The sequence below is a fragment of the Azospirillum palustre genome (genome assembly GCF_002573965.1).
In the GTDB taxonomy this organism is placed as follows: domain Bacteria; phylum Pseudomonadota; class Alphaproteobacteria; order Azospirillales; family Azospirillaceae; genus Azospirillum; species Azospirillum palustre.
This window is the reverse complement of record NZ_PDKW01000043.1, coordinates 1,688,381-1,703,923: the sequence shown is the minus strand read 5'-3', so window position 1 is coordinate 1,703,923 and position 15,543 is coordinate 1,688,381. Positions and strand designations below refer to the sequence as shown.

The 15,543-nt window shown below is 69.6% G+C and carries 14 protein-coding genes; 12 read left to right on the top strand and 2 right to left on the bottom strand.

Features of this window, described 5'->3' with window-relative positions:
• Positions 1 to 255 precede the first annotated feature (255 nt).
• The 7 genes from CRT60_RS30315 to CRT60_RS30285 all read left to right on the top strand — a co-directional run bounded on the left by CRT60_RS30315 (position 256) and on the right by CRT60_RS30285 (position 8,414).
• Complete coding sequence (locus CRT60_RS30315) at positions 256 to 2,619, top strand: PAS domain-containing sensor histidine kinase (RefSeq protein WP_161958133.1); 2,364 nt, start codon at positions 256 to 258, stop codon at positions 2,617 to 2,619.
• Positions 2,616 to 4,256 carry a sensor histidine kinase gene (locus CRT60_RS30310; protein ID WP_098740159.1) on the top strand — a complete coding sequence of 547 codons (1,641 nt, stop codon included), beginning with the start codon at positions 2,616 to 2,618 and terminating at the stop codon, positions 4,254 to 4,256. The genes CRT60_RS30315 and CRT60_RS30310 overlap by 4 nt, the downstream gene beginning before the upstream one ends.
• A complete protein-coding gene (locus CRT60_RS30305; protein WP_098740158.1) occupies positions 4,256 to 4,693 on the top strand; it encodes a response regulator in 438 nt (145 codons plus the stop codon). The genes CRT60_RS30310 and CRT60_RS30305 overlap by 1 nt, the downstream gene beginning before the upstream one ends.
• Positions 4,694 to 4,705: 12 nt before the next feature.
• Positions 4,706 to 6,112, top strand: a complete 1,407-nt coding sequence (locus CRT60_RS30300) for a GGDEF domain-containing response regulator (protein WP_098740157.1) — start codon at positions 4,706 to 4,708, stop codon at positions 6,110 to 6,112.
• A gap of 45 nt (positions 6,113 to 6,157) precedes the next feature.
• Positions 6,158 to 7,519 (top strand): response regulator, encoded by a 1,362-nt coding sequence (locus tag CRT60_RS37635; RefSeq protein ID WP_143273421.1) that lies wholly within the window; start codon positions 6,158 to 6,160, stop codon positions 7,517 to 7,519.
• A 143-nt stretch (positions 7,520 to 7,662) separates the two neighbouring features.
• Positions 7,663 to 8,061 carry a response regulator gene (locus tag CRT60_RS30290; RefSeq protein ID WP_244592846.1) on the top strand — a complete coding sequence of 133 codons (399 nt, stop codon included), beginning with the start codon at positions 7,663 to 7,665 and terminating at the stop codon, positions 8,059 to 8,061.
• Complete coding sequence (locus tag CRT60_RS30285; protein ID WP_098740154.1) at positions 8,058 to 8,414, top strand: hypothetical protein; 357 nt, start codon at positions 8,058 to 8,060, stop codon at positions 8,412 to 8,414. Before CRT60_RS30290 ends, CRT60_RS30285 begins: the two co-directional genes overlap by 4 nt.
• Before the next feature lie 6 nt (positions 8,415 to 8,420).
• On the opposite strand, the gene CRT60_RS30280 is transcribed toward CRT60_RS30285, so the two are convergent.
• Together CRT60_RS30280 and CRT60_RS30275 are read right to left on the bottom strand one after the other, a co-directional pair.
• Positions 8,421 to 9,044, bottom strand: a complete 624-nt coding sequence (locus tag CRT60_RS30280) for a nitrogen fixation protein NifQ (protein ID WP_342210689.1) — start codon at positions 9,042 to 9,044, stop codon at positions 8,421 to 8,423.
• Between the two features lie 126 nt (positions 9,045 to 9,170).
• The gene (locus CRT60_RS30275; RefSeq protein WP_098740152.1) at positions 9,171 to 9,620 is read right to left on the bottom strand and encodes an SRPBCC family protein; all 450 of its coding nucleotides are present in this window, start codon (positions 9,618 to 9,620) and stop codon (positions 9,171 to 9,173) included.
• Positions 9,621 to 9,757: 137 nt separating this feature from the next.
• Between CRT60_RS30275 and CRT60_RS30270 the strand changes: the two genes are divergently transcribed.
• The 5 genes from CRT60_RS30270 to CRT60_RS30250 all read left to right on the top strand — a co-directional run bounded on the left by CRT60_RS30270 (position 9,758) and on the right by CRT60_RS30250 (position 15,537).
• Positions 9,758 to 10,177, top strand: a complete 420-nt coding sequence (locus CRT60_RS30270) for a secondary thiamine-phosphate synthase enzyme YjbQ (protein ID WP_098740151.1) — start codon at positions 9,758 to 9,760, stop codon at positions 10,175 to 10,177.
• Positions 10,178 to 10,356: 179 nt separating this feature from the next.
• A complete protein-coding gene (locus CRT60_RS30265; protein ID WP_098740150.1) occupies positions 10,357 to 11,961 on the top strand; it encodes a DegQ family serine endoprotease in 1,605 nt (534 codons plus the stop codon).
• Between the two features lie 90 nt (positions 11,962 to 12,051).
• Positions 12,052 to 12,732 (top strand): winged helix-turn-helix domain-containing protein, encoded by a 681-nt coding sequence (locus tag CRT60_RS30260; RefSeq protein ID WP_098740149.1) that lies wholly within the window; start codon positions 12,052 to 12,054, stop codon positions 12,730 to 12,732.
• Between the two features lie 25 nt (positions 12,733 to 12,757).
• Entirely contained in the window at positions 12,758 to 14,191 is a 1,434-nt protein-coding gene (locus CRT60_RS30255) for a sensor histidine kinase (RefSeq protein WP_098740148.1), read from the top strand.
• 239 nt (positions 14,192 to 14,430) lie between these two features.
• Positions 14,431 to 15,537, top strand: coding sequence for an AI-2E family transporter (locus CRT60_RS30250; RefSeq protein ID WP_098740147.1), 1,107 nt, complete (start codon positions 14,431 to 14,433; stop codon positions 15,535 to 15,537).
• The last annotated feature ends 6 nt before the right edge of the window (positions 15,538 to 15,543 follow it).

Below are 15,543 nucleotides of genomic sequence, written 5' to 3'. Positions count from 1 at the left end.
TGGATGAAGGGATATGATTGCGTTCATTGCCGGCGGTGCATGCAGCTTGAGGCATCCCGTCCGCTGTACGTAACCCTTCGACGGAAAAGAGGCCGGGACGCAGTGATGGTCGATACCACAACCTTGTCTTGCTCGTCGGGATGTTTCCAAGCGGAAAATACCCATCCTGGGGTTGGGGCGGCGACCGTCGCGGCGGAAATCAGGCGCAGTCCCCGCACCCGTCTGCGCTGGCGGCGCGGCCGGACGGCCTCGGCGATGCCGCGCCTGCAACTGGCGACCGATGCCGCCGGCAACGGGCTGTGGGAGCGGGACATCGCCGGCGGTGCGCTGTGGCACAGCCCCGGCTTGCAGACGATGCTGGGCTTCACGCCGGGGGAGGTCCCGGCGACGGTCGATTTCTGGCGCTCCCGCATCCATCCCGAAGACCGTCCGGCGGTCGAGGCGGCGCTGGCCGCCCATCTGTCGGGCGGCCATCCCCGTTACGAGTGCGAGTATCGTGTCCGCACCGCATCGGGCGGCTGGCTGTGGATCCGCGACCGCGGCCGGGTGGTGGCCTGGGATGCGGAGCGCCGTCCGGCGCGCATGATGGGCCGCCAGCTCGACGTCACCGCCCGCAAGCGGATGGAGGAGGAGCTGGCGGAAAGCCGGCTGCAACTGGATGCCATCCTCGACAACGCGCCGGTGGGCGTTCTGCTGGTCGACCGCGACCGGGTGATCCGCCGCGTCAACAAGTCGGTCGCCGCCACCTTCCAGCACCGGCTGGAGGACATCGTCGGATCCAGCGCCCGCCTCATTTATGGCGACGACCGTGTGTTCGAGGAGATCGGGGAGCGCGCCTATCCCAGGATGCAGGCCGGCGGCCAGTTCGACGAGGAGGTGGCGATGCGCCGGGCCGATGGCGCCGACATCCGCTGCCGGCTGATCGGCCGGTCGGTGAAGCCCGGCGATCCGGAACGCGGCTATGTCTGGGTGGTGCAGGACGTCACCGTCCGCTGGCGCGCCGAACAGGCGCTGAACGACCGCGCCGGCTTCCAGCGCGTGCTGCTGGACACGGTGCCGGTGCCGATCTTCGTCCAGGATGTGATGGGCCATTACGTCGATGCCAACAGCGCCTTCGAGCGCTGGATGGGCATCGACCGCCAGGCCCTGTTCGGCCGCACCGTCTTCGACCTCGCCCCGCCGGACATCGCCGGGGCGGATGAGGCGGTGGACAAGGCCCTGCTGGCCGACCAGAAGCCGCAGAGCTACGAAACCCAGCTGCGTTGTGCCGACGGGACGCTGCGCGACGTGGTGTTCTCCAAGGCGGTCTATTGCCGCACCGGCGGAAAGCCGGCCGGCATCGTCGGCGCGGTGATGGACATCAGCGAGCGCAAGCGGGCCGAGCAGGCCCTGCGTGAGCGCCAGCAGCTGTTCGAGCAGATCTTCGTCTCCAGCTGTGCGGTGAAGCTGCTGATCGACCCGGTCGACGGGCGGATCGTCGATGCCAACCCGGCGGCGGCGAGCTTCTACGGCTATCCGCTCGACCGGCTGCGCAGCATGCGCATCGAGGACATCAACGCCGCCCCGACCACCATGGTGCGGCAGGAGCTGCATCAGGCCGGACGCGCCGAACGCCGGCTGTTCCAGTTCCGCCACCGTCTGGCCTCGGGCGAGATCCGCGATGTCGAGGTCTATATCAGCAACATCGTGGTGCATGGCCGCACCATGCTGATGTCGCTGATCCACGACATCACCGAACGCTGCCGGGCGGCCGAGGCGCTGGGCCGCAAGACGCGGGAACTCGAACGGTCGAACGCCGAGCTGGAGGCCTTCGCCTATGTCGCCTCCCACGACCTGCGCCAGCCGCTGCGCGTCATCACCAGCTACCTGACCCTGCTGGAGCGGAACCTGGGCGGCTCGCCGGGCGGCTCGCTGGACGAGGAGGCGCGGGAATGCATCGACTTCGCCCGCGACGGCGCCCAGCGCATGGACCGGCTGATCGTCGACCTGCTGGACTATTCGCGGGTCGGGCGCAAGGCCAAGCCCTTCCGGCCGGTGCCGCTGGACGAGCCGCTGCAGCTCGCCCTGCTGAACCTGGAGGTGGCGGTGCAGGATGCCGGTGCCGCGGTGAGCGTGGAATGGCCGGACGAAGGCATGCTCCCGATGGTTGCCGGCCCAACGGTTGCCGGAGACGACGGCGAGCTGATGCGGCTGTTCCAGAACCTGATCGGCAATGCGGTGAAGTACCGCCAGCCCGGCCGGCCGCCGGTGGTGCGCATCTCCGTGGCCCCCGACCGCCAGGGTTTGGACCAGCCGGGCAAGGCTGCGGTCTGGCGCATCGACATCCGCGACAACGGCATCGGCATCGCCGCCGGGGACCGCGAGCGGGTCTTCGGCATCTTCCAGCGGCTGCACCGCCGCGACGAGTATGAGGGAACCGGGGTAGGGCTGGCCGTCTGCAAGAAGATCGTCGAGCATCATGGCGGCCGTCTGTGGGTGGACGACCCTCCGGACGACGACCTCCGCGGCGAGGATGGACGCCCGTGCGGCAGCCTGTTCCGCCTGGTCCTGCCGGCTCTGGACGACGCGACCCGGCAGGCGGGGTTTGCCCACACCGGGGAGGCCCGGATCCGATCATGACGGCGCAGCCATTGACCGCGCCGCGCCGGCCGGCCGTCCTGCGCCGCCTGCTGGCCGGCGGACTGCGCATCTGGAAGCCCGCCGCCGTCCAGGCGGCGGTGACGCTGGTGCTGCTGGTCGGCTATGTCTGGATGGCCGACGTCTATGTCCGCGTCCTGGTGGCCGAACACCGCGCCACCGCGGCGCTGACCGCCTCGTCGCTCGCCAGCACCCTGTCGAGCGCGCTGAACGAGCGCCTCGCCCTGGTCCGCGGCCTGACCGCCTTCGTCGAGGTCGCGTCCGGCACCGGCAGCCTCGCCGACCAGTTCCCCCGCTATGCGGAGGGGCTGCGGCGGTCGGTGGTGGGGGTGCGCAACATCTCCGCCGCTCCCGATTTCGTCGTCCGCATCGTCTATCCGATGGAGGGCAACGAGAAGGTGCTGGGCAACGACCTGCTGCGGGACGCCCGGCCGGGCTTCGCCGATACGGTGCAGCGCGCCATCGTCAGCCGCGACGTGACCGTCCATGGCCCGGTCAACCTGTTGCAGGGCGGGCAGGGGCTGATCGCCCGCCAGATCGTCTATGGACCGGGCAAGCCCTGGGGTGCGGTCGGGCTGGTGTTCGACGTCGGCGCCATCCTGAACGAGGTGCGGTTCGACCGGGTTCCGGCGCATCTGGGTTTCGCCGTGGTGACCGACGGCGGCCAGCAGGTGGCCGGCGACGCCCTGGCGCTGAAGGGCGACCCGCTGGTCGAGCGGATCAACCTGCCCGACGGCTACTGGCACCTGGCGCTGGCCCCGCGCACCAGTTGGGAGGGGCTTGCCCATGGCGACCCGACCTTCCGCGGCTTCCAGCTGGCCTTCTTCCTGCTGTCGCTGCTGATCGAAACGGTGACCTTCATGGCGATCGGCCGTCGCCACACGCTGGAACGGCAGGTCGACCTGCGCACCGCCGAGCTTGGGCGCGCCAAGAACGAGCTGGAACAGTTCGCCTATGCCACCGCCCACGATCTGCAGGAGCCGCTGCGCGCCATCGCCAGCTATGCCCAGCTGCTGGAGCGCCAGCAGAGGGGCAGGCTGGACGAGGAGAGCGAGGGCTTCATCCGCGAGATCGTCGACGGCGCCGGGCGGCTGAAGATGCTGCTGCGCGACGTGCAGCTTTTCCTGGCGGAGGACCGGGTGCCGCTCGGCTGCGGCGTCATCCCGGCCGGCGATCCATTGAAGGCGGCGCTGGCGGCGCTGGCTCGGCGCATCGCCGATGCCGGCGCCGCCGTGACCGTGGCGGACCTGCCGTCGGTGCAGGCCGACGAGCGGCGGCTGCGCGAGATCTTCATCGTGCTGATCGCCAACGCCATCGAATACCGCCATCCCTACCGCGCGGCGGAGGTGCAGATTTTCCACCGGCGGGTCGACGGCTATGACGTGATCGACGTGCGCGACAACGGCATCGGCATCGAGCCGCGCTATCGCGACCAGATTTTCGAGGTGTTCCGGCGCCTGCATCCGCGCGACGAGCATCCCGGCACCGGCATGGGGCTGGCCATCGCCCGCAAGATGGTGGAACGGCTGGGCGGCCGCCTCACCGTCCTGTCCAGCCCCGGCGTCGGCAGCACCTTCTCCATCCATCTGCCCCATCCCTCCTTCCGAGGTTTTCCCTGATGCAGGACCTGACGACTCCCTTCGAGATCCTGCTGGTCGAGGACGATCCCGCCGATGCCGGGCTTGCCAAGCGCGCGCTGCGCGACGGGCGCATCCTGTGCAACGTCGGCCATGTCCGCGACGGGGTGGAGGCGATGGCCTATCTGCGCCGCCAGGGGCCCTTCGCCGGCACCGCCCGGCCGGACCTGATCCTGCTGGACCTCAACATGCCGCGGATGGACGGCCGCGAGGTGTTGCAGGAGTTGAAGGCGGACGAGGATTTGAAGACAATTCCGGTGGTGATCCTCACCACCTCCGACGTCGACCGCGACGTCAACGCCAGCTATCTGCTGGGCGCCAACAGCTTCATCACCAAGCCGATGGACATGGACGCCTTCTTCGATGCGGTGAAAAGCATCGAGGAATACTGGTTCCGCGTCGTCCGGCTGCCACGGTGAGGGAGGTCCGCCATGTCCATCGCCTTATCATCGAGCAAGCCGATCCTGTCCCGGCTCCAGGAACCGCATGAGGGCCGCACGGCGATCCTGCTGGTCGAGGACGAGGACGCCGACGCGCGGCTGGTCATCCGGTCGCTGGCGCCCTATGCCCGCCGCTCCAGCGTGGCCCGCGCCACGTCGCTGAAGGAGGCGCGGGCCTGGCTGCACCGCAACGCCTGCGACGTCGTGCTGCTCGACCTGTCGCTGCCCGACAGCTTCGGGCTGGAGACGGTGACCCGCCTGCATGCCGATGCGCCGTCGCTGCCGCTGGTGGTGCTGACCGGCTATGACGACGAGGATTTCGCGCTGGAGATCCTGGCCCACGGCGCCCAGGACTATCTTGTCAAGGGGCAGACCGACGGGCCGCTGATGTGGCGCGCCGTCCAGCACGCCAGGGCCCGGAAAAGGCTGGAGGAGGAGCTGCGCCTGTCGGAGGAGCGGCTGCAGGGCATCATCGGGCTGGCGCAGGACGCCATCCTGACCACCGACGCCGATCTGAACATCACCCTGTTCAACCGGGCGGCGGAAAGCCTGTTCGGCTACGATGCCGACGACATCCTGGGCCGTCCGCTGTCGCTGCTGATCCCCGAACGCTTCCGGGCGGATCACGATGTCCACATCGCCAATTTCAGCGCGTCGCAGGTGCAGGCCCAGGTGATGACCAACCGCCGCGAGGTCCAGGGGCTGACCGCCGACGGGCGGGAGTTTCCGGCGGAGGTGTCGATCGCCAAGCTGCACCATGCCCATGGCCTGCTGTTCACCGCGGTGATCCGCGACGTGTCGGAACGCAAGCGGGTGGAGAGCGAGCTGCGCCGCATGGCGACCACCGACCCGCTGACCGGCCTCAACAACCGCCGCCGCTTCCTGGAGCTGGCGGAGGTCGAGATGGCCCGGCTGCGCCGCTATGGCCGGCCGGTTTCCGTCCTGATGCTCGACATCGACCGCTTCAAGGCGATCAACGACAGCCACGGCCATGCGATTGGCGACCGGGCGCTGGTCAGGCTGGCGGAGATCTGCCGCGGCGAGCTGCGCGACACCGATCACATCGGCCGTCTGGGCGGCGAGGAGTTCGCGATCATCCTGCCGGAAACCCCGCTGGCCGCGGCGGGCGAGGTGGCGGAACGGCTCCGCCACCGGCTGGCGCTGGCCGACGTGCCGCTGGACCCCGCCGACCATGGGCAGGGATGCATCCGCATGACCGTCAGCATCGGCGTCGCGATGTCCGGCGAGGACGATGCCTGCATCGAACGGGCGCTTGGCCGCGCCGACCGCGCGCTGTATGAGGCGAAGGCGGCGGGGCGCAACCGGGTGGTGATCGGCGACGGCTATCCCGGCCCGGTCTTCGCCGCGGCCTCCGCTCCCACCTCCATCGCCAGCTGACGGTTCGTTCGAGGAAAAATGGCAGAAGGATTCAAGGCCCAGCCCATGATCCGACCCAGGTCGGCGGCGACGGAGCCGGTGCTTCTGGTGTCGCAGGCGGCGACGCCCGCCGGGGCGCCCGCCCTGCTTTTCCCGGAGCTGGTGCGTGTGGACACGGTGGCCGCCGCCTTGGACCGGCTGCGCGGCCGTGCGGACTCCGGGGAAACTGTGGTGCTGCTCGATGCTCCCACGGTGGCGGCGGTCGAGGCTCTGGCCCGGCTGGAACCGGCCCCGGCGGTGGTGGTCCTGCTGCCGGAGGGGCAGGGGCACGACAGTGCGGGCTTCATCGCGGCAGGAGCGCAGGATGCACGGCCGGCCGGCGATGGTGAGGACGATGGAGACGCCCTGCGCAGCGCGGTGTCGGCCGCCCGCCGGCGCCAGATGCGGGAGAACCGGCTGCGGATGGCGCTGGCCGAGGCGCAGCGGGGCCGGGCCGAGGCTGCATCGCTGCTCGATGCGGCGGGGGCTGCGGTTGTGGCGGCGCTCGATCCGATGCTGGCGTTGACGGCCGCCGCGCTCGAATCGCCGCTGCTGCCGCGCCAGCAGGACCGGCTGCTCGCCGTCCAGGCGGCGGGCGCCGCCCTGCGCACCACCATGGCGGCCCTGCGCCCGATTGGACCGGGCGCCACGGTGGAGGAGAGCCTGACGCTGGCGGCGCTGGCCGCCGATGCGAAGGCACTGTCGATTGAAAGCGGGGCGGAGGAGGAGTTCACCGGCGATGCTGCCGGGCTGCGGGGGCTGCTGTCGCTGCTGGCCGCGGAGGGGGGAGCGTCGCTGTCCCTGTCGCTGCGGCCGGCCGGCGATGCCGCCGAGTTGACGCTGCGCCGTCGCGGAGCGGCCCGGCTGCACCCCTTGTTGCTGGCCGCGGTCCAACCCCTTGTGCGGCGGCTGGGCGGGCATCTGCCGGCCGACGGGCCGGATGGCGAGGCCGCAGAGTGGCTGACCGTCCGCATCCCGGTGCGGGCCGTGCTGCGTCCTGCCGCCCTGTCGGTCCTGCTGGTGGAGGACAACCCCATCGGCCGTCTGGTGGCCGCCGGCTTCTTCAAGGCGCTGGGCCACACGGTGACGACGGCGGAGGACGGGGCGCAGGGGCTGGCCGCCGCGACGGACAGGCGGTTCGACCTGATCGTGATGGACGTGCAGATGCCGGTGATGGATGGCCACGAGGCCGCCCGCGCCATCCGCGCCTTGCCGGGGGAGGTTGGCCGCGTGCCCATCGTGGCGCTGACCGCCGGCACGGATGCCGAGGACGACGCGCGCTGCCGCGCCGCCGGGATGGACGATTGCCTGCACAAGCCGCTGACCATGGACCGTCTGCGCACGGTGCTGGAGCGCCTGTTCCCCGGCCGGGTCCAGGCCGGCGGATGACGGCTCCGGCACTACAAATTGTCGGAAAATTTACAGAACCAAAATCATATTCCATCCGCCGGTAACCGACCTTCGATTGCCCGCCATCGGTTCGGGCGGTATCAGTGGGATGCGGTGTATTGGCTGGAGGAATGGGAGTGGATATGCAGGCGATCGACTATTCCCAGTTTCGGATCCTGGTCGTCGAGGATCAGCCCTTCGTCCGCCGCACCATCGTCCAGATCCTGAGCCAGATCGGCTTCCGCGACGTGACGGAGGCCGACAACGGCGAGTCGGCGATGTACGAGTGCATCCGCGTCAATCCCGACCTGATCGTCTGCGACATCGACATGAAGCCGGTCTCCGGCCTGCAATTCCTGGCCCGCCTGCGCGCCAGCACCGAAGCCGCCAACCCCCGCGCCCCGGTGGTGTTCCTGACCAACCACACCGAATCCGAGATCGTGAAGCAGGCGATGGCGCTGGGGGTCAACGGCTTCGTGGTCAAGCCGCCCTCCTTCGCCGCCCTGAAGGAGCGGGTCGACCGGCTGCTGGGCGGGCGGTGAGGCGCTGCCTCATCCTGATCGCCACGCTTCTGCTCGCCGCCTGTTCGGGCGAGCCGTCGGAGGGCGACATGCGCAAGCTGGTTGAGGCGCACACGCGCCGCACGCTGGAGCGCCAGGGCAATGCCGCCTTCCGCGCCTTCGACAATTTCCGCAAGCAGGGCTGCGTCGAGGCGAAGCCGAAGGGCGGCCCAACCGGCGGCAGCCCTGACGGCAGCGGCCAGTATGACTGCTATTACGCCGCCACCTTCGTGCCGCAGCCGGGCCAGCCGCCGCTGACCGTCAACGGCAAGGGCCGCTTCCGCCGCACCGACAAGGGCATGGCCTTCGAGGATCTGGGCGCCCAGCCGCGCTGAGCCTCCTTACCCGTTGCGCGCGAGGCGGGAGAGGGTGGACAGCGGATCCCCGGACTCCTCGCCGAAGCAGACCTCGACGTCGTCGCACACCTCGCAGTTGGGGGACTTGCACAGCATCAGCCCCTCGCGCTCGCAAAGCTGGCGGTAGAAGAACTTCTTCCATTTCATGTCGCCGGAATTCAGCGCCACCAGCGCCGGGAAATGCCGCCGGAACATGGCGTTGAGTTCGCCGCGGTCGTGGAACCCCATATCCTGCCACAGATGGTTGGGCTCCAGCGACCGGCGGGCCAGGATGGCGGCCAGCCAGCGCTCCTCGTCGGCCCCCGTCGCGCCATGCTCGGCCAGGAAGGCCCGCAGGTCGGCCTCTTCGATGGCATCCTCGCCGGAGTCGTCCCCGCCGGCCTCGCCCTTATCGGGGAGCGCGGCGACGGCGCCGGCGAACTGCGGCGCGTGTCTTGCGGCAAGCTCCGTCAGCTCGGCCTTGGTCAGCGCCAGCGATCCTGTCATCGTCCGCGCCGGATCGGCGGCGGCAAGCGCCAGGATGCGGCCGAAGATCATGCGGTCGGTCGCGGCGGCGTCCGCAGCGGGAATTCGGTCAAGGCTGTGGGCAGTGGGCTGGGACAGGACCACTCGGCATCTCCACCGGCAAAGAGCACCCGCGACGCCTGTCATCCTGACCCATGATGCTGCATCTGCGAAAGGCGCTCTCCGGCCCTGCGGCATTGCGCCGCATCGCCCGTCTCCTCACCAGCCCTCTCACTCCGGGCGGCCGTCGACCTCCTCCGCGAAGCGCTCGAAGAAGCCGGCGAGCACGCGGTCGGTCTTGGCCTGCACCAGCTTCACCGCCAGCCGGCCGACCGCTCCGCCGAGCGCCACCGACAGGCTGTAGGTCAGCCGGGTCCGGCCGTCCTCCTCCTCCAGCATTACGAAGGCCTCGCCCTTCACCGCGCCGGCCAGCCCGCCATTGCCCTGGGCGACCAGCCGGTAGCGGTGGGCGCCGTCTTCCGGCTCCAACCGCAGCCGGCCGGAGAAGCGCGCCTTCATCGGCCCAAGCGTGGTGCGGACCCGCGCCGCATAGTCGGTGGCCGACAGCCGCTCCATCTCTTCCAGCACGGGGATGCAGCGCATCAGCACCGCCGGGTCGCAGAGTGCCGCGAACACGCGGTCGCGCGGTCCGGGAACGCTGTGGGTGCCGGTGATGTCCATGCGCCGTCTTCCTCCTTGGCTTTCCGACAAAAACAGTGCGCCAACGATCTTATTCGGGCGACACCGTTGGGGTAGAGACATCTGGTATTGCCTGCCCCCGGAACCAAGCCGGCGAACCATGAAGGAGACCGCACGCCATGCGACAAGCCGTCACGACCCTGACCGTTCCCACCCGCGGCGCCGGGCTGGTCGAGGTGACCGCCCAGATCCGGCGCTGGGTGGCGGAGCAGGGGATGGAGACCGGGCTGCTGACGGTGCTCTGCCGTCACACCTCGGCTTCCCTGACCATCCAGGAGAATGCCGATCCCGACGTGCAGGCCGACCTTCTGCGCTTCTTCCGCCGTCTGGTGGCGGAGGACCCGTCGCTCTACGCCCACACCACCGAGGGGCCGGACGACATGCCCGCCCACATCCGCTCCGCCCTGACCGGCGTCAGCCTGTCGATCCCGGTGATGGCGGGGGAGCCGGCGCTCGGCACCTGGCAGGGCGTCTACCTGTTCGAACACCGCGCCCGCCCGCACCGGCGGGAGATCGCGCTGCATCTGATCGGCGAGTAAGGCGGCGCGGCCGATCCGGCCGGTCCGGCCCGCCAGCCTGAAATTTCTTTCATCCGGTCGCAAGGCGGCGGTGAAGGGCGGGTTCCTATGTTGGGGACAACAGCGGTGAGGTGCCGCGGCGGCCGGACCGCCAACGCACTTCCCCACAGTCGGAACCGCCTGATCGGAGTGTCGCCGTCATGACCACCTTTCCTCCTGCCAATTCCCAGTCGAAGCCCCAGCGCGAGATCGGGCGTGCGGGCCGCCTGCGCCGGACCGTCGCCGCCCTGCTGCTGGGCTCCACGGTGCTGACGGCTCCGGCGCTGACCGGCTGGGCGGTTTCGCAGGCCCAGCAGAACGCCGCGCCGCCGGCCGTCGCCATGGTGCAGGACACGCCGGCCAGCTTCGCCGACCTCGCCGCCAAGGTCAGCCCGGCCGTGGTCAACATCGCCGCCACCCAGGAGGCCAAGGCCGAAGCACGGACCCAGCGCGGCCCGGCGATCCCCGGCGTGCCCCCCGGCACCCCATTCGAGGAGTTCTTCCGCCAGTTCCAGGACCAGATGAACCGGAATGGCGGCCCGAATGGCGGTCCTGACGGCGACCAGGATCAGGACCAGGGTCCGCGCGGCAAGACCGGGGCGCTGGGGTCCGGCTTCATCATCGATCCCGCCGGCTATGTCGTGACCAACAACCACGTCATCGACGGCGCCAGCGAGATCACCGTCACCCTGCAGGACGGCACCGCCATGCCGGCCAAGCTGATCGGCCGCGACGCCAAGACCGACCTCGCGCTCCTGAAGGTCAAGTCGGACAAGCCGCTGCCGTCGGTCGACTGGGCGGACAGCGACAAGACCCGCGTCGGCGACTGGGTGATGGCGGTCGGCAACCCGTTCGGGCTGGGCGGCACCGTCACCAAGGGCATCGTGTCGGCCCGCGGCCGCGACATCCACAGCGGCCCCTACGACGATTACTTCCAGCTCGACGCCGCCATCAACCGCGGCAACTCGGGCGGCCCGACCTTCGACCTCAGCGGGCATGTGATCGGCATCAACACCGCCATCTACTCGCCCAACGGCGGGTCGGTCGGCATCGGCTTCGCCATCCCCTCCAACCTGGCCAAGGAGGTGGTGGCCCAGCTGAAGGACAGCGGCAAGGTCGAGCGCGGCTGGCTCGGCGTGAAGATCCAGGAGGTGACGCCGGACATCGCCGACAGCGTCGGGCTGCCCAGCGCCAAGGGGGCACTGGTGGCCGAGGTGACCGCCGACAGCCCGGCCCAGCGCGCCGGCCTGCATCAGGGCGACGTGGTGCTGTCCTATGCCGGCAAGCCGGTCAACAACCTGCGCGACCTGACCCGCCATGTCGCGGATACCAAGGCCGGCGACACGGTGGACCTGAAGATCCTGCGCGAGGGCCGCGAGAAGACGGTGCCGGTGCGCATCGACCGCCTGTCCGAACAGCAGCAGATGGCCGCCGCCGAGACCGACTCCGGCAAGGGCTCCGCCGAGCATGAGGATGTCGCGCCGGTGAAGGGGCTGAAGCTCGCCCCGCTGGACCGGGCGGCGCGCAAGCGGCTGGGCATCGGCGAGGATGTCCAGGGCGTGGTGGTGACCGGCCTGTCCTCCAGCGTCGACGTGCCGGTCCGTCCCGGCGACGTGATCGAGCGGGTCGGCGACACCCTGGTGAAGAGCCCGGCCGACGTCCGCCATCAGGTGAGCGAGGCCGAGAAGGCGGGGCAGAAGGCGCTGCTGATGCTGATCAACCGGCAGGGCAACGAGTCCTTCGTCGCGCTGAAGCTGAAGGCGTGAGGCAACGCGCTCTTTGAGTGACGGAAAGTCCGGCCGGGCACGACACCCTCGTGCTTGGCCGGGCTGTTTTGGGAGGCTACACTCGTGCTCATGAAAATTCTCGTCATAGAAGATGATCGCCAGGCCGCCAGCTACCTTGCCAAGGGGCTGAAGGAGGCCGGCCATGTGGTGGACGTCGCCAACGACGGGAAGGAAGGCCTGTTCCTGGCCGGGGCCGAGCATTACGACGTGATGGTCGTCGACCGCATGCTGCCCGGCCGCGACGGCCTGTCGCTGGTGCAGGTGCTGCGGGCGGCGGGCAACGACACGCCCGTCCTGTTCCTGTCGGCGCTGGGCAGCGTCGATGACCGGGTGAAGGGGCTGAAGGCCGGCGGCGACGATTACCTGACCAAGCCCTTCGCCTTTTCCGAGCTGCTGGCGCGGATCGAGGTGCTGGTGCGCCGGCGCGGTGCCGCCCAGCCGCAGACCCGCCTGTCGGTCGGCGACCTGGAACTCGACCTGCTGTCGCGCAGCGTCAGGCGCGCCGGCAAGGCCATCGACCTGCTGCCGCGCGAGTTCTCTCTGCTGGAATATCTGATGCGCAATGCCGGCAGCGTGGTGACCCGCACCATGATGCTGGAGAATGTGTGGGACTATCATTTCGATCCGCAGACCAACGTGATCGACGTGCACATCGCCCGTCTGCGCCAGAAGATCGACAAGGATTTCCCAACCCCCCTGATCCACACCGTGCGCGGCGCCGGCTACAGCCTGCGCGCGGCGGAGGCGTAAGGGTTTCGATGGAAGTGCGTGACGCATGAAGCATGAGGGCGCGGCCGCCGCCGGCCTGCACGGCTTTGTCGCCGCCGTGCTGCGTCTGGTGCGGACCACGGCGTTCCGGCTGGCGCTGCTCTATCTGGCGATGTTCGTCCTTTCGGTCGGGCTGATCCTGGGCGTCGTCTACCGCACCACCGCGGGATTCCTGGAGCAGGAGATCGGCGAGACCATCGCGCTGGAGGTCGCCGGGCTTCAGGACCATTACCGCAACTACGGGCTGCCCGGCCTCGTCGATGTGGTGCGGACGCGCAGCGCGGTCGCCAACAACAACTCCATCTATCTGCTGACCACGGCGGCGGGGGTGATCCTGGCCGGCAACCTGTCGGGCTGGCCGGCGGCGGTGCCCAATGCCAGCGGCTGGACCCATTTCAAGGTCGCCGACTATGGCGGGGTGACCGACCGGCCTTCCACCGCCCAGGCGGTGACCTTCACCCTGCCGGGGCAGTTCCGCCTGCTGGTCGGCCGCGACATGAGCGAGATCGACCAGCTGCGCACCCGGATGTTCCGCTCGCTCGGCTGGATCCTGGGGGCGACCGCCCTGCTCGGGCTGGGCGGCGGGCTGCTGATGAGCCGCGGCGCCATGCGGCGGATCGAGGCGATCAACCGCACCACCCGCCAGATCATGAGCGGCGACCTGAGCGACCGGGTACCGCGGTTCGGCGGCGGCGACGAGATGGACCGGCTTGCCGGCAACCTCAACGCCATGCTGGACCGCATCGAACGGCTGATGACCGGCATGAAGCAGGTGACCGACAGCGTCGCCCATGACCTGCGCACGCCGCTGACCCGCCTGCGCTCCCGCATCGAACTGGCCCTTCTGCACGAGACGGAGGACCCGGAGGTCTATCGTTCCGTGTTGCAGGACACCATCGTCGAGGCCGACCGGCTGCTCGCCACCTTCACCGCCCTGCTGTCGATTGCGGAGGCGGAATCGGGCGCCAAGCGGCAGGACTTCGTGCCGGTCGATCTGGCGGAGGTGGTGGAACTCGCCGCCGACCTCTACGAACCGGTGGCGGACGAGCGCGGGCAGCGCCTGTCCGTCGACATCCGCGGCAAGCCGGTCGTCAACGGCAATGGGCAGCTTCTGGCGCAGGTGGTGTCGAACCTGCTGGACAACGCCATCAAATACACGCCGGACGGCGGCAGCATCACGCTGGTCCTCGACGGTCCGGCTCCCGGCCGCGCCGCCTGCATCGAGGTCGCCGACAGCGGTCCCGGCATTCCGCCGGACATGCGCGACAAGGTTCTGCAACGCTTTGTCCGGCTCGACACCGCCCGCGCCTCGCCCGGCAACGGGCTGGGGCTGAGCCTCGTCGATGCGGTGGCGACGCTGCATGGCGCGAAGCTGGAGCTGAGCGACAGCGAGCCCGGGCTGAAGGTCAGCCTGGTGTTCCCGCCGGAGGCGCGCCGGTAAGGGAGGCCGATAGCAGGCCAAAAAAAAGCCCGCCGTGAGGCGGGCTCTTCAAGTGACATCAGCGAGAATGACTCCTTGGCGTCACTGCTGATATGGGGCGGTTCGAAGCAGCTTCCATATCGATCTTCGGACTACCGCCGACGGCCTAGCCTGCCGACGGTGCGCAACGTCTGCGGACCTCGCGCGTTCTTCCCGCGAGGCTGTCTCTCCGACGGCCGCGAGTGCGGGAGTTTGAAGAGATGGCGACACCCAGCCGGCCCACCGCCTATCAAGCGACACCCCCCAGCGGCGGGGCGGCCCAGACCGAGCCGCCGACTCAGACCGAGCCGCCGGCACGGGCCGGGCGCGGCGAACTGGCCGTCTTCACCTGGAAGGTGCTGATCGTCGCCGGGGTGGCGGCGCTGAGCATCTTCCTGTGGCGGATCTCCGGCACGCTTCTGCTGATCTTCACCGGCGTCCTGTTCGCCATCCTGTTGCAGCGGCTGACCGGCTATGTACAGCGGGCGACCGGGCTCGGCCATGGCTGGTCGCTGGCCATCGTGCTGCTGACGCTGGTCCTGCTGGTCGGCGGCGGCGGCTGGCTGATGGGCACCTCGATGGCGGCCCAGCTCGGCCAGTTGCAGGAGCAGGTGACCAAGGCGATGGGCATGCTGCCCGACGGCTGGCGCGACCGCATCATGGAGCAGGGCAAGGAATGGCCCTGGATGAACCAGCTGAGCAGCTTCGCCTCCGGCCTCGTCTATGTCGTCGGCGACGCGGTGGTGGTGATGTTCGCGGCGCTCTATCTGGCAGCGTCGCCGGGGCTCTATCAGCGCGGCGTCGTTCTGCTGGTGCCGCCGCGCGGGCAGAAGCGGGCCTGCGAGGTGATGGACGTGGCTGGCGACAGCCTGTGGAAATGGCTGATCGGGCAGCTGGTGGCGATGGCGGCGGTCGGCACGATGATCGCGGTCGGGCTCTGGCTGCTCGGGATCCCGTCGGCGCTGGCGCTGGGCATGGTCGCGGGGCTGATGGAGTTCATCCCGCTGGTCGGCCCCTTCCTGGCGGCGGTGCCGGCCCTGCTGATCGGCTTCGCCCAGTCGCCGCAGGACGCGCTGTGGGTCGCCGGGCTCTATCTGGTCATCCAGCAGATCGAAGGAAACGTGATCACGCCGCTGTTGCAGAAGCGGGTGGTGGATCTGCCGCCGGTGGTCACCATCGGCGCGATTGCCGCCGGCGGCGTGCTGTTCGGCATCATGGGCATGTTCCTGGCGACGCCGCTCGCCGTCGTCGTGCTGGTGCTGGTCAACCTGCTCTACATCGAGGACAAGCTGGGGCAGCCCAGGCATTTCCCCAGCGATCATTCTTGACGGCTG

Coding starts and splice junctions, on each gene's coding strand:
- CRT60_RS30305 (WP_098740158.1), top strand. CDS start 4,256: ATGCAGGACCTGACGACTCCCTTCGAGATCCTGCTGGTCGAGGACGAT.
- CRT60_RS30300 (WP_098740157.1), top strand. CDS start 4,706: ATGTCCATCGCCTTATCATCGAGCAAGCCGATCCTGTCCCGGCTCCAG.
- CRT60_RS30270 (WP_098740151.1), top strand. CDS start 9,758: ATGCGACAAGCCGTCACGACCCTGACCGTTCCCACCCGCGGCGCCGGG.
- CRT60_RS30250 (WP_098740147.1), top strand. CDS start 14,431: ATGGCGACACCCAGCCGGCCCACCGCCTATCAAGCGACACCCCCCAGC.
- CRT60_RS30255 (WP_098740148.1), top strand. CDS start 12,758: ATGAAGCATGAGGGCGCGGCCGCCGCCGGCCTGCACGGCTTTGTCGCC.
- CRT60_RS30290 (WP_244592846.1), top strand. CDS start 7,663: ATGCAGGCGATCGACTATTCCCAGTTTCGGATCCTGGTCGTCGAGGAT.
- CRT60_RS37635 (WP_143273421.1), top strand. CDS start 6,158: ATGATCCGACCCAGGTCGGCGGCGACGGAGCCGGTGCTTCTGGTGTCG.
- CRT60_RS30315 (WP_161958133.1), top strand. CDS start 256: ATGCCGCGCCTGCAACTGGCGACCGATGCCGCCGGCAACGGGCTGTGG.
- CRT60_RS30260 (WP_098740149.1), top strand. CDS start 12,052: ATGAAAATTCTCGTCATAGAAGATGATCGCCAGGCCGCCAGCTACCTT.
- CRT60_RS30310 (WP_098740159.1), top strand. CDS start 2,616: ATGACGGCGCAGCCATTGACCGCGCCGCGCCGGCCGGCCGTCCTGCGC.
- CRT60_RS30265 (WP_098740150.1), top strand. CDS start 10,357: ATGACCACCTTTCCTCCTGCCAATTCCCAGTCGAAGCCCCAGCGCGAG.
- CRT60_RS30275 (WP_098740152.1), bottom strand. CDS start 9,620: ATGGACATCACCGGCACCCACAGCGTTCCCGGACCGCGCGACCGCGTG.